Origin of the sequence: Aliikangiella maris, assembly GCF_040719265.1 — a bacterium.
Lineage (GTDB): Bacteria > Pseudomonadota > Gammaproteobacteria > Enterobacterales > Kangiellaceae > Aliikangiella > Aliikangiella maris.
The window spans coordinates 253843-273348 of the sequence record NZ_JBFDAH010000005.1 but is presented as its reverse complement, the minus strand read 5'-3'; the positions used below and the strand labels follow the sequence as shown (position 1 = coordinate 273348).

The 19506-nt window shown below is 37.9% G+C and carries 18 protein-coding genes; 9 read left to right on the top strand and 9 right to left on the bottom strand.

Going from position 1 to position 19506, the window contains the following annotated elements; all coding sequences use genetic code 11:
• Window positions 1–64: 64 nt before the first annotated feature.
• The gene (locus ABVT42_RS06650) at window positions 65–940 is read right to left on the bottom strand and encodes a hypothetical protein (protein WP_353896114.1); all 876 of its coding nucleotides are present in this window, start codon (window positions 938–940) and stop codon (window positions 65–67) included.
• Window positions 941–1518: 578 nt separating this feature from the next.
• On the opposite strand from ABVT42_RS06650, the gene ABVT42_RS06645 reads away from it, so the two are divergent.
• The 9 genes from ABVT42_RS06645 to ABVT42_RS06605 all read left to right on the top strand — a co-directional run bounded on the left by ABVT42_RS06645 (window position 1519) and on the right by ABVT42_RS06605 (window position 8958).
• Window positions 1519–2067 (top strand): hypothetical protein, encoded by a 549-nt coding sequence (locus ABVT42_RS06645; RefSeq protein ID WP_353896115.1) that lies wholly within the window; start codon window positions 1519–1521, stop codon window positions 2065–2067.
• Window positions 2068–2337: 270 nt separating this feature from the next.
• A complete protein-coding gene (locus ABVT42_RS06640) occupies window positions 2338–2970 on the top strand; it encodes a MotA/TolQ/ExbB proton channel family protein (protein WP_353896116.1) in 633 nt (210 codons plus the stop codon).
• A gap of 16 nt (window positions 2971–2986) precedes the next feature.
• Window positions 2987–3421: an ExbD/TolR family protein gene (locus tag ABVT42_RS06635; protein WP_353896117.1), complete on the top strand. Its 435-nt coding sequence runs from the start codon at window positions 2987–2989 to the stop codon at window positions 3419–3421.
• Entirely contained in the window at window positions 3411–3839 is a 429-nt protein-coding gene (locus ABVT42_RS06630) for an ExbD/TolR family protein (protein WP_353896118.1), read from the top strand. Before ABVT42_RS06635 ends, ABVT42_RS06630 begins: the two co-directional genes overlap by 11 nt.
• A 2-nt stretch (window positions 3840–3841) precedes the next feature.
• Window positions 3842–4234 carry a hypothetical protein gene (locus tag ABVT42_RS06625; RefSeq protein ID WP_353896119.1) on the top strand — a complete coding sequence of 131 codons (393 nt, stop codon included), beginning with the start codon at window positions 3842–3844 and terminating at the stop codon, window positions 4232–4234.
• A 2-nt stretch (window positions 4235–4236) separates the two neighbouring features.
• Window positions 4237–4695, top strand: coding sequence for an energy transducer TonB (locus ABVT42_RS06620; protein WP_353896120.1), 459 nt, complete (start codon window positions 4237–4239; stop codon window positions 4693–4695).
• A 25-nt stretch (window positions 4696–4720) separates the two neighbouring features.
• Window positions 4721–7081, top strand: coding sequence for a TonB-dependent receptor (locus ABVT42_RS06615; protein ID WP_353896121.1), 2361 nt, complete (start codon window positions 4721–4723; stop codon window positions 7079–7081).
• A gap of 71 nt (window positions 7082–7152) precedes the next feature.
• Window positions 7153–8256: an alpha-hydroxy acid oxidase gene (locus ABVT42_RS06610; protein ID WP_353896122.1), complete on the top strand. Its 1104-nt coding sequence runs from the start codon at window positions 7153–7155 to the stop codon at window positions 8254–8256.
• Window positions 8257–8271: 15 nt separating this feature from the next.
• A complete protein-coding gene (locus tag ABVT42_RS06605; RefSeq protein WP_353896123.1) occupies window positions 8272–8958 on the top strand; it encodes a Fe2+-dependent dioxygenase in 687 nt (228 codons plus the stop codon).
• Between the two features lie 58 nt (window positions 8959–9016).
• Here ABVT42_RS06605 and ABVT42_RS06600 read toward each other — a convergent pair whose 3' ends face one another.
• From ABVT42_RS06600 to ABVT42_RS06565, 8 genes are all read right to left on the bottom strand, one after another.
• On the bottom strand, window positions 9017–9280 hold the full coding sequence (locus ABVT42_RS06600; RefSeq protein ID WP_353896124.1) for a hypothetical protein: 264 nt from the start codon (window positions 9278–9280) through the stop codon (window positions 9017–9019).
• A gap of 171 nt (window positions 9281–9451) precedes the next feature.
• Window positions 9452–10249: a response regulator gene (locus ABVT42_RS06595; protein WP_353896125.1), complete on the bottom strand. Its 798-nt coding sequence runs from the start codon at window positions 10247–10249 to the stop codon at window positions 9452–9454.
• Between the two features lie 19 nt (window positions 10250–10268).
• Window positions 10269–12668 carry an RHS repeat-associated core domain-containing protein gene (locus tag ABVT42_RS06590; RefSeq protein WP_353896126.1) on the bottom strand — a complete coding sequence of 800 codons (2400 nt, stop codon included), beginning with the start codon at window positions 12666–12668 and terminating at the stop codon, window positions 10269–10271.
• A gap of 207 nt (window positions 12669–12875) precedes the next feature.
• Window positions 12876–13076, bottom strand: coding sequence for a CZB domain-containing protein (locus ABVT42_RS06585; RefSeq protein ID WP_353896127.1), 201 nt, complete (start codon window positions 13074–13076; stop codon window positions 12876–12878).
• 286 nt (window positions 13077–13362) lie between these two features.
• Complete coding sequence (locus ABVT42_RS06580; protein WP_353896128.1) at window positions 13363–14607, bottom strand: Zn-dependent hydrolase; 1245 nt, start codon at window positions 14605–14607, stop codon at window positions 13363–13365.
• A gap of 96 nt (window positions 14608–14703) precedes the next feature.
• Entirely contained in the window at window positions 14704–16719 is a 2016-nt protein-coding gene (gene asnB / locus ABVT42_RS06575) for an asparagine synthase (glutamine-hydrolyzing) (protein WP_353896129.1), read from the bottom strand.
• A gap of 127 nt (window positions 16720–16846) precedes the next feature.
• On the bottom strand, window positions 16847–17917 hold the full coding sequence (locus ABVT42_RS06570; RefSeq protein WP_353896130.1) for an aspartate/ornithine carbamoyltransferase family protein: 1071 nt from the start codon (window positions 17915–17917) through the stop codon (window positions 16847–16849).
• 127 nt (window positions 17918–18044) lie between these two features.
• Window positions 18045–19502, bottom strand: a complete 1458-nt coding sequence (locus tag ABVT42_RS06565; protein WP_353896131.1) for a sodium:solute symporter family protein — start codon at window positions 19500–19502, stop codon at window positions 18045–18047.
• Window positions 19503–19506: the final 4 nt, after the last annotated feature.

Genomic DNA, 19506 nt, shown 5'->3' with positions numbered 1-19506 from the left:
TGCAATGAAATTAACACTATTAATAAATCATTAATTATAATTATTCATTGCACATTCAATTCATCTACTGACAAAAGCTACTATTATAATCATAAATAAACTTAGTTTTTGTTTTTGAATTGGGATCAATCCAATTCGTTAATCCTTGAATAGCTTCAAACGATTGTTTAGCTCGATTCACAACTTTTTTAGTGTAGTCTGCGGAGTTATCTTCATACTTAAACGAAACTTCTGCCACAACTGGCATTTGATTGCCAGAAGGCACAGCGTTGTACCATAAGGTTACCGAAATTTCTGCATCAAATTTTCCCAAATCGATCACCACACCTTTGTATACATGCTCGCGTATTGTCAGGTTGCCAACTAAATTCAAGTCTAAACTATTGCTAAAAGCATAATTCTGTTGAAAACCCGGAAATTGCTCGTTAATGTCGTCCATTTTATTAATTGTACGGCTATTTGGCACCTTGGTTGAATGACCATAGACTACATTAAATGTTGATGTAGAAGATATGCCAATATCGGCCTCGAGTTTACTTTCAGCCTGGTTGCTAATAGCTGATAAATTTTCAAAATTAGAAATATAACGGTCAGCGCTCCTGAATTTTAAGGTAACTTCTGAGTTACCACCTGTCATTCTTTCTCGAAAGGAATAGCCAATATGCTTAAGAACGCAAGTTTTCTCAACATCGTAAAACTTAATATCCCGAACTTTGCTTAATTTAGCTGTGCCAGTAACATTGCGACTAATTGCTGACTCAACTGTTGTTTCAATATTGTCGAGCAACTCAAGAACATTAAGAGCCTCATTAGTATAGCTAAAGGAGTTAGCTTTTAGCATCAATTTGTATTCTCTTGAAGTCACATCAGGATTAGCCTTGACATTAGCAGCTATAGCAGCAAGATTACACACCATTAAAACGGAGATAATTGTTTTCATAAATTTTCCTATTAGACTCATCATATAGATTTAGCTTTAAAGATTAAAACATTTCTATTTAAGATTAATTTATTTTACTAACCAACTAATCATATCCAACAATTAAAGTTTCATTTTTTTGGAAACCGAAAGCCGCCATTATATAACAGAGCGTTGATTAGCAAGTTACCGCGCTAAATAATAGACCACTGATAAAAACAGGTCACGAAAAAATCAGGCAACGGATTGAAATAAACAACTAACAGAAGTAAGCCGAAACATATAGCTACCCACAAATGTATACCGAAAAAAACATATAGAAATATTATGTTTTACCTTCTTAATTCTAGAGATAATTTTGGCACTTTAGTACTTGCTTCTCCATTGTTTCCCTGGCTGTCTCTCCTTACCATTAAAACCCAAATTTTAAAACCTAATCATTAAGGAGAATCCATTGAAAAAAAAAGCTTTCAATTATCATTCCTTCTGGTACAAAGTATTTAAGTGAAGAAATTTCTTATACTTTTCCATTAAGCACCAACTATAATGGGTACGATAAACTGACCTATTCATTAGAAAATGCGCCAACAGGTGTAACCATGTTGCAACTGGGACAAGCTTTAAAAATTGATACGTCCGCAGTTAATCGTAACAAAAGTACCTATCGCGATTATAATTTTACAGTAGAAGTTACTGATGGACAGCTCATTGACAGTAAAATTTTTTATATGCGCGTTTATGCCAGAAAAAGCCTGAGTCACTCTGTCGTATGGGATAAGTCGATGGATTATAAAATCCAAATTAACGAAACTAATAATGCCTTAAATAAAGCATTTATAACCAGTAGTAGTCTAAAAACCGGTTCGACCTACCTGGAAACCTATTATTCTAGTACTTTACCAACATTAAATGTCAGTAAGATTGGTAACGCCTTTTGGGTGACACAAAACATTGCCAATGGAAAACTTTATTTTGATTTATCATCTATTCCTACTTTAGATAGACAATATGTAGATGCACCTTATGCGGAAAAACTATGGTTAGCTGAAAGTACTGCTGCTTGGTTTCTAGTGTTTCCAGTTATTTATATTAATCGACTATTGAACGATAAATTTAGCGAGCAAATTATCATCTTAGTTATCGGTTAAACTATCAATCAAATAATCAATCCGTCGTCAAATCATTTTGGCGATGGATTGATTTAATATTCCTCATTCGCCTCAAAATCCCTACCCAAAACACTCAATTCACATAATTCAAATCATTATGTGAAACTTAAATCTTATTTGAGATATTTCAATGCAAAGCTAAATGATAATTATTATCATTGACATTAGGGTAAATGAGAATTATTATCGCGCTGTGAAATGAATAGGGCAATATATCTGCCAGCCCCCAAACCGAATTAAGATGAACTTATGGACACAATAATCCAACTCATAAACACCAATGGTGGTCCCATAGTCTGGTTGTTAATCATTCTATCGATAACTGCTATGGCACTATCCCTGCTCAAATTCTGGTTACTTAAATACGATCTAAATAATCAAAATGACATAGCGCAAATACTTGCTTGTATTTCAAAAGGTGCGTTTGCCCAGGCAATAAGTTATGTCGAACCGGCTAAATCAACGCGCTTACAATTATTAAAATTCGGACTGGAAAATTTAGTGCAAGACGAACTGAGCCGTGAGCAGTTTGAACCCGAACTCTGGCGATTGGCTAAGCGCAAGGTTCTTGATATGTCGTCTTATTTAAGACCACTAGAAATCATCGCTAATACTGCCCCACTCCTCGGCCTGTTAGGAACGGTGTTAGGAATGATAGAAGCATTTCAGGCAATGGAAAATGCGGGCAGAAATATTGATCCTTCGATTTTATCTGGTGGTATCTGGAAAGCACTACTGACTACCGCCGTTGGTTTAGTGGTAGCCATTCCCGTCTCAATCATTCATGCCTGGTTTGAAAGAAAAATTGAGGTGATTACTACAAAGATTGAGGATGATTTGCAGCAGTTTCTGAACAAAATTACATTACAGCAAGCTACTTAATTCTTTTAGGTTGATCATGAACAAGCCAATTTTAATTTCAGCGTCTCGAAAATCCAAGCGAATGACGCTGACACCACTCATTGATGTTGTTTTTATTTTGTTATTATTTTTTATGCTGACCTCTTCCTTCCAGCGATGGTCTAGCTTCGATATACCTCATGCCGCATCGTCTTCGCAAGCAATATCGGCAAGTGAAGTTGAGCCGATTTATTTACTACTTTATAGCTCTGGCAAAATTGTTTTATGGCCTGAAGGTACAAGCTGGAATAGTTTTGGGCAAATCAAACCGACTGATTTGTTAGTTACTAACGTAAAGAATCAGCGAAAAGATTTTTTATTAATACCAGAGTATTCAACCAGCTTACAAACAATGATAACAACCGCTGAATACCTTAAGAAAACAGGGCTTTCTGTTAATCTCTCAGAACCAGTGGCTATGCATGATGAATAACCTTTTCCACCATAACTTTCAACTATCGGGTTTTCGTCGAGCCAATCCAAAAAATATTGATGATCAACTAACGCCGCTTATTAATATTGTTTTCCTTTTATTAATATTTTTTATATTTGCCGGACAAATAGAACCACAGTCTAAACATGAAATCGAACTGCCGACATTAAAAAACCAACATCACACGCAGCAACTAGATAACTATTTTTTAATGACCTTGCAAGGCGAACTATATTACAACGACAAATTAATCAATAAAGCAAATATTCAACATATCTTAAAAAAACAAACAGCAATTAATCATGAAGTAATTATTAAAGCAGACAAAAAAATTACTGCACAAAAGCTAGCGCCTTTATTGCGAGAATTAAACACAGGTTCTTTTAAAGTTCGTTTTGTAGTTATTGGTAAGGATTGAGTATGTACTTAACAAAACTTAAGCCTTGGTTAAGCGTATTAGTTATTTCTATCACCATTCATATTGGTATTGCAATGTGTTTTTTCAAGCAGCAATCTCCCAATATTAATACATCTCGAGAGCAAGGTAAAAATGGTGTTGAAGTGGGACTTGGTCAATTAGCTAATTATAAAAACGCAAGAGAAAAAAGAAACCTTGAAACCAAAACAAAAAAACAAATACCACCAGTTGAAAAGCTACCTATTAATAAAGAAAAACCAATAGAGGCAGTGGCTACTCCAAAGATAGCTCCGAAGACAGCTAAGTCTGTACCTACTCCTCCACCGATTCCATCGACAAAAAATAGAGGATCGCTCACTCACAATCAAACAACAGAAAAAAAATCCGTCATGTGAAAGTGAGTAAAACGATAGTCGTAGAAAAAAATATCATTCAAACGCCATTAAAAAACAATACTGAGCGTAAAAATTCTGTTGAACACAACAAGCTAACACCCAATGCAGTAAGTTCAATTAAAGCGACGGGGCTAAAAAATAATTACGCACATGGTGGCAGTAAAGGTAATGCCAATCGCTATTTTAGTGAGCTAAAAAGCTGGCTCAATAATTACAAAGAATATCCTGCAGACTTGAAGAAAGCCAAAATACAAGGTGTGGTAACAGTAAGATTTACCATTAACCAACAGGGACTGTTAGAGGCATCATCAATTAAGCAAAGTTCAGGCTATAGCCAACTCGATGAGTCAGCTTTAATACTGCTAAAAAATGCAAGTCCAATGCCTGCAATTCCCGATTTTTTCAACCGCGATAAGCTTACTATTGCAATCCCAATTGAATATTCACTGATTGATGAATAATTCAACTTAAATTTTTGGAGCTCCAATGAATAAGAAAATTAAACAACCCATTTCTCTCAGACAAAAGCGATTATCGCACTTGACATCAAATCGGTATATGCTTGCAGCAGGTCTTACTTTAGCCAGTGCAGCCAGTTGGCCTGTATTGGCACAAAATAGTGAAGAGGAAATTAATCTTGATAAGTTACAAATTGAAGACCGTACTTTAGACACCAATCCTTATGCAGAACCTGGAGCACCTTATAAAGCCAAACATTCTGGTGATACCCGTCGTATAAAACCACTGGCAGAAACACCGCAAACAGTTAACGTATTAACTCAAACGCAAATTAAAGATTCAGGAAAAGCCGATTTGCGCGAGGTGTTGGCGGCGCAACCGGGTATTACTTTGGGTACCGGAGAAAACGGTAATGCTTTTGGTGACCGCTATATTATTCGAGGACATGAAGCGCGTAGTGATGTGTTTGTTGATGGATTACGTGACCCAGGAATGACAACTCGAGAAAGCTTTGCCGTTGAGCAAATTGAAATAACCAAAGGTCCTAGCGCAACATTTGCAGGAAGAGGCTCAACCGGAGGTGCGGTTAACAGTATTACTAAACAAGCCAGTAGTGAATATGATTTCAACCAAATTGAAGTTGGGTTAGGCACTGATGACTATAGACGTTTAACACTGGACAGTAATACAAAAATTTCTGATAAAACAGCATTTCGTGCGAATATTTTACACGCCTATGAAGAAGTCCCTGAGCGTGGTCCGGCCGATCGTGAGCGCAATGGACTGGCGTTATCAATTACCCACGCAGCAAGTGACAAACTCAGCTTAACTGGTGATCTGTATTTTCTTGATGCTAAAGACAAACCCGATCTTGGCGTTTATATCATACCTAATGGTGCGCCAGTTGATAATTTACCGGTTTATACTCAAGCAGAAGACTTTCTTGAGTCAACGGTAAAAACAGCAACCTTTCAATTAAATTACGATATTAGTGATGCTTGGGTTTTACAAAACAAATTACGTTATGGAACAACTGAAAATGGTTATGTTGTTACTGGCGCACGTGGTACACGACGTGCCGAAGATAATACAGATGGCGATGGTAATACGATACCCGGCGATCCTGTTGCACCCGGCGCAGCTACGGTGAGTTTAAGTACACATCAAGGTTGGCAGGATGTCGATTATTTAGTCAATCAAACCAATTTGTTTTTTACAACAAAAGCTGGTCAAACCAAACACAATTGGATTTTTAGTTTAGAGTATTCAGATTTAAATGTACTCAATGGCGTCTATAGCGTCAGCAATAAAGGTACAACTAACTGTGTACTTTCAGGGCGAGGTGGTACACGTCCCGGATTTTGTATTGTTGATGCTGGCGGTGAATATATTACAGATAATCAAAATCTCTTAGCGCGTGAAATTGAACGTGGTAATTGGGATTCTGATTACAGTATCAGCACAACGTCGCTATCGGTTATGGATACGGTTGACATTAATGAACAATGGACGGTACATGCGGGGCTACGAGTTGATGCGTTTGATTATAGTAATTCGGCTTATGGTCGAGGTGCATCAGAGCCGACAGCGTATAACTATTCTGACGAGTTATTCAATGGTCATGTTGGCTTTGTTTATCATTTTGCAAAAACCGCAAATGTTTATTTTACCTTTGGAACCTCAACAAATATTAATGGCGGCGAATCAGATGTTGGTGCTAACTGTGGATACGGCGGTATTTGTACTGACGCTGAAAATATTGGTAATCCAGATCCCGAAACAACAACAAATTTAGAGTTAGGAACCAAATGGAGTCTGAATAATGAAAAATTACTGTTAACCGCAGCCGTTTTTCAAATGACTAAGTCTGATGTGATGGAAAGTTTGCCCAATGGCACCAGCTATGAAGATGCTGGTTCAATTAATACCGGCGAAAATCAAGTTAAAGGATTTGAAATTTCTTTGGTCGGCAACTTGACCGACAAATGGAGCACAATGGCAGGTTTAACACTCATGGATTCAGCAGTGACAGAATCCAACAACCCAGAGAAGCTCAATAAACGCCTCAGTAATTTTGCTGATGATAGTGCTTATTTACAGTTACGCTACCAAGCCACAGACAACTTTGCGATTGGCGCTAGTGCGACTTATTCCAGCGAACAGTATACTGGACAACCTGATACCGCAGCTGGCTCAAGTTATAAAGTACCTAGCTACACAACCTATGACTTATTTGCTAACTACCAAGTCAATGAACACCTAAAACTAAGGTTAAATGTAGGTAACTTGACCAATAAAGATTATTATCTTGCGGGCTACCGAAGTGGCGCTTTTACTTACAAAGGTGATGCGCGCAATACTCAGTTAAGCGTATCTTATGAATTTTAATAAATGATAAAATAACCTGCTAAAAGCGAGTTGTTATAGATAACAGCTCGCTATTAATTCAGGAGAAAAAAATGAATCAATATACCCAAAAACTTAGTAACATTCCGCCCGAAATATGTTCTGTCAGCGATTATGAACGACAGGCCAAAGATATGGTTGAAAAAGATATCTGGGCGTATATTGACTCAGGTTCAGGTGACGAAATTTGCAAAAATAATAATTTAAATGCTTTTAGTTCATACCAAATATGGAATAGAGTTTTACGTAATTTAAGTCAAGGCAATACACGATGTACATTTGCGGATGTTACCCTGCCTCATCCGATTATTTTGGGACCTGTTGCCCACCAAAAACTTACCGACCCTGATGGTGAATTAGCAACCTCTCAAGCGGCAGCAGCAACTGACAGTATTATGGTCGTGAGTACATTAGCATCTTATTCGCTTGAAAAGATTGCCGAGTGTTCCTCTCAGTACAATTGGTTTCAATTGTATTGGCAAGGTAATCGCCAAAATACTTTAGCATTACTACAAAGAGCAATTAATGCTAATTATCAAGCCGTTGTCATTACTGTTGATGTGCCCGTTAATGGGTTACGCCGACGCATACAACGCAGTGGATTTTCAATGCCTTTAGAAGCGAGCGCAGCGAATATTCAAACACCACCACAACCGAATATTTATGCTGACTGGCAAAGCGAAATTTTTCAAGGTTGGATGGCTAATGCTCCACAATGGGATGATATTGCCTGGTTAATCAGTCAAAGCCAATTGCCCGTTTATATTAAGGGCATTTTACATCCACATGATGCAAAAATGGCACAAGAGATAGGAGCAACCGGTATCATTGTTTCTAATCATGGAGGACGAGCGCTTGACTGTGCTCCTAGTCCTCTAAGCGTTTTACCACTGATTCGTCAGCAAACCGGCAAAGATTTCCCTGTTTTATTAGATAGTGGTATTCGTCAAGGCAGTGATATATTTAAAGCCATCGCCTTGGGCGCCAATGCCGTTTTAATCGGACGGCCACAGCTTTTTGGATTAATCGTCGCCGGTGCACTTGGCGTTGCACATATTATAAAACTGTTACGACAAGAACTAGAAGTCACGATGGCGCTGGCAGGATGCGCAACCTTAGCGGATATCGATCAAACTTGTTTAGTTCATCCACGATGAGGTCAATTAATACAGATGTTACTTGTAATAGAAAATATGATACCTGAAAAGCTAATTCAATACTTTCAGGATAACTGGGAACAGGCAAGTTGGATACCCGGCAAAATAACAGCCGGTTTTCAAGCTGCAAAGGTTAAACAGAATCAACAGTTGAGTGATGAGGATCAATTAGCGCAATTGATGCGGCAATCTATCCTAGAAACGCTCACTTGCAATACTGAATTTTTATCGGCAGCAATACCCAATAAAATTTATCCACCTAAATTTAACTGCTATCAAGATGGTGGACACTATGGTACGCATGTCGATAATGCTATTTTGTCTCTGGCAAATGGCGAAACCATGAGAACAGATTTGTCGGCAACAATTTTTTTATCACCACCTGAAAGTTATCAAGGTGGCGAACTTGTGATTGAGAGCGAATTTGCTGCTCAGGAAATCAAGCTAAAAGCTGGCGATATGGTACTCTATCCCGCCAGCAGTTTACACCAAGTCATGCCGGTAACCAGTGGGGTAAGACTAGCTGCTTTTTTTTGGGTGCAAAGTCTCATTGCTAGTACCCAAGATCGTTCACTACTATTTGACTTAGACCAAAGCATCCAAAACTTGAGTCTAATAGAAAAAAATCAAATGGTTGACGCAGAAATCAATCAATTAACCGGTATTTATCATAATCTTGTTCGCCGTTGGTCACAGGTATGAAGCCATAAAAGTTTAACCGCCTGCCTTTAATAAAATCAAAAGCAGGCCTTGCTAATAATTAGTCTAGACTGGTTTCATCTTCAGTTGTCATTGCGTGAGAACTCGGACTTCTTACTTGGACGAGCTCACTATCGTTAATTTTTTTATCTTTATCATTAACAATAATTTTACTGTCGCACACATTGATACGACATAATAGATAATTAAAAAATGTAGGCTGAATAAATAACTTTGTAAATTTTAAATTTTCTGCATAAGCACTAAAAGTACTACAACTCAACATTAACAAAACGATTTTTAAAAAAGATTTCATTTTCATCATATTTTCTCCTTAGTCATTATGCGTCATTATATAAATTAGAAGTACAATGGCCTATCATATATCCTTCATCGTTTATAAAGTTCTTGTCGAACTCAATTACGACTCGAATCTTTCACGAAATTCCGCAGGCGTAAAACCGGTATAAACTTTGAAAATTTCCCCCATATGAGATTAACTAGAAAATCCACAATCAATTGCAATGGATTTTAAACTTTCACCTTGACTAACCAAATTAGCTGCCGTTTCTAATTGTATTATTTTAAGAATCTCCTGTGGAGAGAATCCACTTATCGCTTTCACTTTTCGACAAATTTGTGAATCAGATAAATGTAATACCTGGCTTAATTGACCAAGATTAAAGTGGCTATTACCTAATTGCGATTGAATACAAGTAACGAATTTTTGTAAAAATGGCTTTTGTTCTGGCGCACATCGCTGAATAATAAAATCAATTTGATTAGTGGTTGCTCTTGTACACTTCGGGATATTGAGCCGCTCTGTTATTGGCTGCGCCTGCTCAGTTAGCGGCTCACTCAATCTAGGGCTACTGGCATGAACGGCAAAACGCGCTTTTACTAACTGCCTGATAGACAAGAGACTATCGATACGAAAACACAAAGTATGCCGATCAATGGGCTTTGTAATAAAGTCATCGGCCATTAACGATAAGCTTTTTAATTTGCTCTTATTATCGCTACGCGCAGATAGCATAACAATGGGGATATGAGAAGTGGCCTGATGACGGCGAATTTGTTCAAGGACATCATAACCACTTAATGTTGGCATCATTAAGTCACATATAATTAAGTCAGGAATGTCAAGAATCGCACGGTCTATAGCCGATTGTGGTTCGATAAACGTTTGTATATTGTAGCGGTCACCTAATTGTTCTTGTAACAAATCTAATATTTCCTGATTGTCATCGATACAATAAATAAGATAATCATTTGCTAACGGCTTTAACGCCAATGTTTCAGTTGATAGTGTTTCACTGGTATAAGTGGGCGGCTCTACTACCGGGAATCCAGGCTAGAGCCGTCAACATAGAAGCTCGGTCTTTTAACCAAACCCCTTTAATTAATCCAGATAGTAGACTGACACCTGACAAAAATACAACTGCGCTAAGCACATAAGACGTTAAACTTAATGATTGAAAAATCATTGATTCCAGCATAATAAATATCGTCAATTTCAAATAAAAATATCTGGCAATGACTAAGATATAGCCGCTAACCTGACTGATTTTTTCAAAATTAACATAGTAGTAAATGAACTTGATTGATGAATAGCCTAGTAAACAAATCAATAAGCAGCAAAAGCGATTCAATTGTAAATCACTATCAAACAATTGATAAATTTCCGGAAAAATTTGTAGTTGTAATAGACAAATCAGCAGCGCACATAAATTGATTAGGCCAAAATAAATAAATGATGGCAGTCGCGTTAATAAATAAGCGGCACAACCCACGGCAATAGCCAAAAAGATTAACCCAAAAATGGCTCCCCAAAAGTAATTTTCAATTGTATTTATTTGGCGGGCTTGGCTTTCAGGGTACAAGCGATGACCTATAGGCTGAATACCTTGATGTTCTAACTTAATATAAATAGGACGAGTCAAATCCATTTGTGGCGTCAACAAAACAGCTGACCGAAGTTCAAGAACTTTCAATTGTTGATTAGCATATTCAGATTTTCTAGTATAAAATTCATTCACACCTCGACCAAAAATCAGGCTTTCCAGTTGATTTTTTTTCGACGTAAAATATAAGCGATATTTTCCAGGAAAATAAAACTGCAAAATCAAATTTTCCTGCTCAATGTCATCATGTTTTATATCAAACTTTAACCAGACAGTATTTGAACCTGTACTAAGAACATCTTCACGATTAGCTACGGTAATTTCACCAGTTTCTGAATTTTCAGAATAGACAGGACGAATGATATCACCACTTTCGACATCTTCTTTAGCCATCATTGCGACAGTTTCATGGTATGTTGACAATAATTCATATTCAAGTTTTTCTGCATCTTCTAAGATTTTATTCGCACTTTCAATTGTTTCTGGCTTATCCTCACCCGTACAGGAGGATAGTTCGCAATAATTAGAATTTAACCCGGTTGGGTCCCAGGCATTGATCGGATTATTTGCCGTGTAATGATATAAGTTATAACTGTGTGGCCGATAAGGATTGGCATCCTTTGCAGGGTCGGGTGTTAAAAATCGACCATATAGTGGATTTTGATAGCGCGCTTGCATGTAGATTAGTCCTGTTGCTTCATCGCTGTGTACGCCAGTAAAGCCATAAGCTCCACTGTGTTTATTTTCGCTATTTTCTGCTAACTGTTGACCGTAAGGTGAATACTCAGTATGTCTTGGTAGTGTGTCGTCTTCTTTCCAATTTAAGACTGGATTACCTAAACGATCTTTAAATGACCATTCAGTTTGTACTTGATAATTGTTTGATTGTGAATCATAAGTATAGGTGATTGAATGTTGGCTTGAGCCATTCATCGGCGTGTAATGGACTACTTTTTCTGGTTGATTTTGCTGACTATTAGTTGCGTCAAAACTGTGTTTTTCCTGTTTTAATATTTCCCCACTTGGGCCGAGTTGATTAAAGGTAACCGACTGTTCAGCCGCTTGGTATAGACTGACTCGTTTTCCTTGTGCATCGTAGCGATAAGCTTCAACAATTTGTTGTGAATCCACATCGCGAATCATTTTTAATCGCCCAGTATAATCATAATGATAGCGATACTTATCATCTTTGATTAATCTTCCTGCTTCGTCGTAAGAAAATTTATCTTGATGATATCCATTGGTATAGTTTTGTTTTAGTAAAGGCGACATGCCTTTAATCGCATTGTGGCTAATTAAATTTCCCTGTCCATCATATTGGTAATTAACTATCGCTGTACCATAGTGATAAGCAGTTAACTGGCCTTGATTGTTATAATAATATTGAATTGACTTAGTTCTAATAAACTCTCCATCAATTTGTGGTGCAGTTTTACTCATGCCAATGACGAAATCATTAACATCATACCCATCAATTGCAGACAAATACCAAGTATTGTTTTGATGTTTAAGATGAGAATTTTTGAGTCTGCCCCAGTTGTCATATTGATAGCTTACGAGATTGGTATTATCACATTCATACTGACTTATTAGAGGCTGATTAGCGGCATTAAATTGCTCAACACAATAGACATCAGTATTGTTTCTTTGTACACGGCGTATTGCACCAGCCAGTTCGTAATCGTAGTGATAAGTTTGTGTTTCACCGAGCGATTGATAGCTAATATCGGCTATTTCGCCATATTGATTATATTGTATTTCAGTGGTAAAAATATTTGCACTCGCATTCATTGCAATGAGTACACTCATACTTAATATGGATCTTATTTGAGTCATCATCTTTCGCTGCTATTAAAGATATTCATTCGATTTAAATCGTCTTTGATTCAGTGCAGAATAACGAATGTGAGGCGGCGAGGTATATCGGTAAAACTTCAATATGTATAAGGTTTCGTTCACCTGGAATAATGAATGAATATGGCCCGATGATTAATCGGACCGATGCTTATAAAGGATTTATAACGTGTCAAGATGTGGTGACTCTTTTGCCGCCAGATCGATTCGCTCATGCAACCATTTACCAAAAGAACAGTTATTATCCTGTTTAACTCTTTCGGGGGTTGATTCACACTCTCCCGTGTCTATTGCGGTTCTGAGCTTTTGCTTCCATTGCCCATGCGCAGCTATCGCTTTACTGATTTCATCATAGGTACTCATATTTTACCTCTTTATATTACTATTGCGTAAATTAGGCATATAGACCAATCACTTAAATTAATTGCATCGATTGATCAAAATGACCAATCAATGAAAATCTATTTACATGTGTTTTGTAAAATTGTAGTCAACAAAATTTATAGTCTCTAATAAGTAGTCAAATTCTTCTAGAGATGAGCTTTCCTGTTTAACTTGAGCGGATGGCTTTAGTGAGGTTAAGAGGCTTTAAAGTGTTAGGATAAATTAGTTATTCTTAGCGACAGTTATTAGTGTTAGCTAAACTACTTTACAATTCTGAATATTCTGCTAGCTTCAGTACAGTTGCCAACAGCAAGTCACATCCTCTTTGCACATCGTTCCAATGAGACCATTCATCTGGTGCATGACTGACCCCGCCAACGCTAGGAATAAAAATTAATCCGGTTGGTACAATATCGGCAAAGAACTGGCAATCGTGTCCAGCGCCGCTTGGCATAACCAGATAATCAATATTTTGTGATTGCGCTATTGACTCAATTTGCGAAACAATTTGACTACTGAACTTTTTCGGTTCTAACCAGCTCATTTGTTCATATTCAAACATAAGATTATGTTTACGCGCTATTGCAGAAAGAACTTTACGACATGATAATGCGATTTGCTCCATGACATTCGCATCTAAATCTCTTCCAACCAGGGTAAAATCAGCTTCCCCCGGAATCGTATGTGCGTAACCCGGCTTAAGCTCCACTTTACCAATTGTTAAACGAGAGGATTCGCTGCCCTCCTCATCAATAATGCGTGAAATTTCATGAGCAAAATCTGCAACGCCCATAAAAGCATCACTGCGCATATTCATGGGCGCTGTACCCGCATGATCAGCTTTACCAATAAGTCGAACCAACCATTTAAAAACACCAGAAATACCATTGACTACGCCAATTTGCTTTTGTTTAGCTTCCAGTACCGGTCCTTGTTCAATGTGTAACTCTAAAAAGGCTTTAATTGTTTTAGGATCAATGCGTGCGTGAAAGGCGTCTAACGGATTTAAGCCACAATTTTGCATAGCGCTAACTAATGTTTGTCCACTGGCATCTTTAGCACTTTCTATCCAGTCTTTGGTAATTTGACCAGATAGCGCCTGGGCACCGAGCATACCACCAAATCGACCTTCTTCTTCGCTGGTTGCAATCACCTCAATCGGACAATCTAGTTGAATTTTATTTTCATTCAATTGGCGTATGACTTCTAATCCGGCTATGACGCCTAATGTGCCATCAAACATCCCGCCAGCGGGTACAGAATCCAAATGCGAAGCTATAATAATTGCCGGTTGTTCACTTTTTCCATAACGTGCGCGCACATTACCGACACCATCCATATGCACTGACGCGCCAGCACATTCCATTTGCTGGATGAGCCATTGCCGTGCGGCCATATCTATCTCGGTTAAACCTTGTCGATAGATACCTTTATCTTCAGGGTTAAAACCGAACTTAGCCAGTTCATACAGATCTTTTTCTATGCGTTTAATATCGACTTTTAATGTCATAAATTATTCACCTCTGAAGGTTTTCGAATGCTTGATTGACTGCTTTATCGATAAACAAAACAACTCATATTTGACTAACCTACCTGTCGAAATAATTTAAGTCACCCGCCAACCTAGCTCATCGGCACGTTGCTGAGCTAATTTGGGCACATCAGTTGCGATAAAATGCTCATGAAGTAATTGCACACCTAAAACATGATTCAACACCGCATCTAATTGAACTTTCTGGTCTCGCGACATAGCGGGATCGTCATGACTTTGAATCAAATGATTAATAGCTGAATAATCTAGTACGCCAGCACTTTCTACTTTTGATTGACTGGCAAACTCATTCATCAAATTCATCATCATTTTCCATTTAGAATTATCGGTATGAGCTGGTGGAGCCATAAATGCAAATTTTTGTCGCTTGTATAGTGTTTCAGGTAACAAACCTTTCATGGCTTCACGCAATACATATTTTTCGGTCGCACCTTTAATACGAAATTGTGGTGGAATTTCAGTCGCAAATTTCGCAAGATGATGATCAAGAAATGCAGGTCTGGCTTCCATTGAGTTAGCCATATCAACTCGATCCCCACCCCAAGTTAATATTTGCCCTTCGAGCATGGTTTTAATCCATACGTATTGCGCCTTATCCAGTGGGTGCCGTCCATCCAGCTGATTAATATCAAAGGTATCGGCAATTGCTCTGCCTGCATCATAATCATGTAATTGATTTCTCAGTTCTGGTCTTAACAATTGCATGCCAAAATCATGACAATGCAACCAACTTTGCAGACAAGTTGGGGTAAAGCCAACGACTTCTTCCATTGCGGATGAAGAAAACTCTTCTCGAGGTAACATGGCTCCCTTAAAAAGCTGATTACTATCTTCCAGGCTTTGCTGCCATTGCTTTTTTAAACTGGCGGGGAGATCATCAAGACCATATAAGAACATATCTTTACGAAAGGCCGGATAACCAGCAAATAATTCATCAGAACCTTCGCCAGTTAACACCACTTTATAATGGTTTTTACGAACAGTTTCGCTCATTAATAATTTTGCAACAGCCAGGGTATTGTATATTGTTCTTTCTGTATGCCAGATAGTACGTGAGAAATTTTGGTACAGCTCTTCCGCCGAGAGTTTTAAAATAATTTGCTCGGCATTTGTTTGCTGCGCCATTTCGGTAGCAATAGGTGTTTCATCATATTCTTTGCTATCAAAACCAATTGTAAATGCTTTGACGGGATCTTGGCGAACAGCGGCGGATAATCCCAAAATTGAGCACGAATCAATACCACCCGATAAGTAACACCCAACAGGAACATCAGCTTGTAATCGATGCTGTACAGCTTCTAAAAGGTTTTCGCGTACGCCATCAATGTAATAGTGTTCATCCTGATGATCAACATATTCACCAGCAACCGGAAAATTAATATCCCAGTATTTGTGTTCTGAAATATTCAATTGTCCGTTACTACGTTTAACTTTAATAATATGTCCAGGTTTAACCTGATGAATACCTTTAAACGCAGTAGTACCCGGAACCATCACTTGAATTAATTGATGATAAGTTCCTTCTGCAGATAATTCGCGCTTCACTTTCGGATGAGCAAATAACACCTTGAGTTCGGACCCGTAGACTATTCCATCTTCAGTTTCAGTCCAGTAAAGTGGCTTAATTCCAAAACGGTCTCTCACCAGATAGAGGCAATCATCTTTTTTATCAAATAAGGCAAACGCGAATTCTCCCCGCAAATACTCAATTGTTTTTTCTATGCCATAGCGTGGGAATAAATGCAGAATAATTTCTGAGTCACTTTTACTGTTAAATTGGTCTCCAAGACTGGTTAATTGTGCACGAATTCGTTGAAAGTCATAAAACTCACCATTATGGACCAGAAATAGATTGTTATCGTGAGAAATATGCGGCTGTCGACCTCGTTCTTTATTAAGGTCAATAATAGATAAGCGCGCATGACTCATACCCATTCCCAGTTCATCAGGACTGACATAGCCAAAATCATCAGGTCCGCGATGATATTGAATTGCAGCCATATTTACCAGCAATTGCGGATCGACCGACTTATTTTTTGCATGGTGAAAAACACCAGCAATACCACACATAAATTACTCCAATTGATTAAGTTTAAATTTTATTGTTACCCGTTTACTTATGCAGAATTAAAACCTGATAACTCAATAGTATTAAAGTTAATTAACAGGTTTAGGATGACATGATTGCTAACCTAATTTAAATAACATCCATCACTCGTTCCATGCGTTGAGACATACAAGTTAGCAACGCCATGCGTAAAAATACCGCACCTCTGGCTTGAGCAAAGTACCAATTGTGAGCGGTACTATCCAAATCTGTATCCAGTTCTTCACCTCGTGCTAATGGATGCAAAATAATGGCATCTTTTTTTAAAGGCGACTGACTGTTAAGAATAAAACTTTCACCGAACGATTCATAATCGTTACCGACCCAGGCAATGGCATTGATATAAACCACATCTAAATTGGGTAACGAATCATTAAACCGAGTAGTCACAGTGACATTTAAGCCTCGCTGTTGAAGTTGCTCTAATTGGTTTTCATCAAAAATTGCTTCATTACTGCCATCATGAATAATTAAGACTTCTTCAAATATTTCAGGGAAAAAACTTAATAACTTTAAAAAACTTCTTACAGTACGCATTTTGTTTGGTATACCAACAATACCCAAAGTGATTTTTTTCTCTGCTGATACTAATAACTCTGGCTTCCATTTAAATATGGTATACAAATCGGCAAGTGACTGAGTTGGATGCTCATCAATGCCATTGCCTGCATTAATAATAGGAATCCGCAAACTATGCATCATTTCCTGCACTGAATTTTCATTAGAATCGCGCAATACAACACAGTCACCATAATTATTAAACATTTCAGCAACATCACCTAAAGATTCACCTTTAGCAATTCCTGTGGTTGCTCTGTCAGTAATCGACATGATATCACCGCCTAATCGATGCCACGCACTTTCAAACGATAGTCGAGTGCGTGTACTTGGCTCGTAAAATGCACTGATCAGAATTTTACCTTTTAGCGGTGTACTGTATCTTTCTGGATTGCTTTCATACTTAGCTGCCAATCGAAATAATTGAAGCAAAGTATTACGATTAAACTGATCACTGGAAACTATGTGCTGTGATTCGAGTGATTTTAAATAATCACCTTCCTCTTGTATGCTGCGAAGTAATGCTTTCGGATGAGCATCGCCATAAACATCCAGAGACTCTCGTGAAAAAGAGACTTTTTCTTCCAATTGCGAATCTACCATAATTGATCCTTGTTGAAATCATAAATAAAAAGTGCCAGGAGTATCACGGGTGAAAAACAGGTTATACCCCATGCCAGATAAACCAGTATTTCAAACCATTCAAAATTAATAATCATTGATTGACTCGTTAACTTATAAGTTGATTATCTTGGAGCGGAATTTCTTTTAGCGGCTTATCGTCGAGCTGCTGCCATTGAAAATTTGCATTTTTAATACTGATTCCCAACAAGCAAACAATTAGCGACACAGCACAAGAAATTAGTGCCGCAACATAAAAGCCAATAACAAAGTATCCGATTAACCCACATACAGCACCTGACAACATGGCGATTGCTGCAAAGAAACCATTAAGTCTTTGATAAAATAAGCCAAAAACAATTGGCCAAATGGTACTTGCAACAAATGCACCGGTAAAATTGAGTAACTCACCTAAAGTGGTAATTTTCGGTAAACACAATAACCAGGTAACCACACCTAAAAGTACAATAATTATTTTACTTTTTTGCAATAGCATTTTGTCGGATACTTGTGGATTAATAATCCCTTTATAGATATCTTTGGTCAGTAAATCACTGGTTGCCGCTAGTAAAGAATCAAGACTTGACGCAAGTGCTGAAAACACAACGATAAAGACAAAAACAGCGCCTATCCCGCCCAATAATTTGGCAGCAATCATTGGCCCAATCATGTCTGCACTAGGTGGATACAGGCCAATGGCTGGCGCAGAAAGAGCAATAAATCCGGTAACGATGGGAATGGGCAACCACAACAAACCCGAGACTAAAAAGGCTTTTTTACCGATATCTTTTTTAAAGGCAAAAGCACGTGACCACCAGACATTAGAATGAAATATTTCTCCTATTCCAAAGAAAATATTATTAAATAAAAACATAATTGCTGCAGGAAAAAACAAATCGAGTAACTGTGGGCTATCTTGCTTGACAGACATATAAATATTTTCTAGCCCTACATCGCGAATACAGACAAAACCGATAACTAATATACCTAATAAGATAATCACGGTTTGCACAAAATCGGTAGCAATTACTGCTCTTAATCCTCCCAATAAGGTATACAAAACACAAATTATTAAAATAGCGGTCATCCCAACATGATAGTCGAGCCCACTCAGAGCCGATAAGAGTATGCCACCTGCCATACCCAAACTGACCAGCCAACCTAATGAATAAAATAGCGAAATTAAAAGAAAAACATACCAAGCAAAGCGGCCATAACGCAACCGGATAAAATCGCCACAAGTATATCCTTGAGGCATTAGTTGTTTGATTCGTTTGGCTAATGGTGCAAACAAAATGAGTCCTAAGGCAGCCATTGAATAACCTATCATGCCCCAAATACCAAATTGATAAGTTAATTGTGGCGCCACTAAAGTAGTGTTACTGGTAATCCAGGTTGCCATGGCTGTCGCACACGCAAAAGCAAGTCCCACATTTCTACCTGCCAGCATAAAATCATCAAGGGTTGATTTGTTACGCCCAAGCCACCAGCCAAAAATAACCCAAATACAGCCAAACAGTAATAAAATGGTAATGGCCCATTCCACAGGGATAGTCATTGCGTTCATGTAA

What these genes read in the sequence shown, in the direction of transcription:
- ABVT42_RS06565 (WP_353896131.1), bottom strand. Translation starts at nt 19,502, where the DNA reads ATGAACGCAATGACTATCCCTGTGGAATGGGCCATTACCATTTTATTA.
- asnB (WP_353896129.1), bottom strand. Translation starts at nt 16,719, where the DNA reads ATGTGTGGTATTGCTGGTGTTTTTCACCATGCAAAAAATAAGTCGGTC.
- ABVT42_RS06570 (WP_353896130.1), bottom strand. Translation starts at nt 17,917, where the DNA reads ATGGTAGATTCGCAATTGGAAGAAAAAGTCTCTTTTTCACGAGAGTCT.
- ABVT42_RS06650 (WP_353896114.1), bottom strand. Translation starts at nt 940, where the DNA reads ATGAAAACAATTATCTCCGTTTTAATGGTGTGTAATCTTGCTGCTATA.
- ABVT42_RS06625 (WP_353896119.1), top strand. Translation starts at nt 3,842, where the DNA reads ATGTACTTAACAAAACTTAAGCCTTGGTTAAGCGTATTAGTTATTTCT.
- ABVT42_RS06580 (WP_353896128.1), bottom strand. Translation starts at nt 14,607, where the DNA reads ATGACATTAAAAGTCGATATTAAACGCATAGAAAAAGATCTGTATGAA.
- ABVT42_RS06645 (WP_353896115.1), top strand. Translation starts at nt 1,519, where the DNA reads ATGTTGCAACTGGGACAAGCTTTAAAAATTGATACGTCCGCAGTTAAT.
- ABVT42_RS06600 (WP_353896124.1), bottom strand. Translation starts at nt 9,280, where the DNA reads ATGATGAAAATGAAATCTTTTTTAAAAATCGTTTTGTTAATGTTGAGT.
- ABVT42_RS06615 (WP_353896121.1), top strand. Translation starts at nt 4,721, where the DNA reads ATGAATAAGAAAATTAAACAACCCATTTCTCTCAGACAAAAGCGATTA.
- ABVT42_RS06590 (WP_353896126.1), bottom strand. Translation starts at nt 12,668, where the DNA reads ATGAGTGTACTCATTGCAATGAATGCGAGTGCAAATATTTTTACCACT.
- ABVT42_RS06610 (WP_353896122.1), top strand. Translation starts at nt 7,153, where the DNA reads ATGAATCAATATACCCAAAAACTTAGTAACATTCCGCCCGAAATATGT.
- ABVT42_RS06630 (WP_353896118.1), top strand. Translation starts at nt 3,411, where the DNA reads ATGATGAATAACCTTTTCCACCATAACTTTCAACTATCGGGTTTTCGT.
- ABVT42_RS06585 (WP_353896127.1), bottom strand. Translation starts at nt 13,076, where the DNA reads ATGAGTACCTATGATGAAATCAGTAAAGCGATAGCTGCGCATGGGCAA.
- ABVT42_RS06640 (WP_353896116.1), top strand. Translation starts at nt 2,338, where the DNA reads ATGGACACAATAATCCAACTCATAAACACCAATGGTGGTCCCATAGTC.
- ABVT42_RS06635 (WP_353896117.1), top strand. Translation starts at nt 2,987, where the DNA reads ATGAACAAGCCAATTTTAATTTCAGCGTCTCGAAAATCCAAGCGAATG.
- ABVT42_RS06605 (WP_353896123.1), top strand. Translation starts at nt 8,272, where the DNA reads ATGTTACTTGTAATAGAAAATATGATACCTGAAAAGCTAATTCAATAC.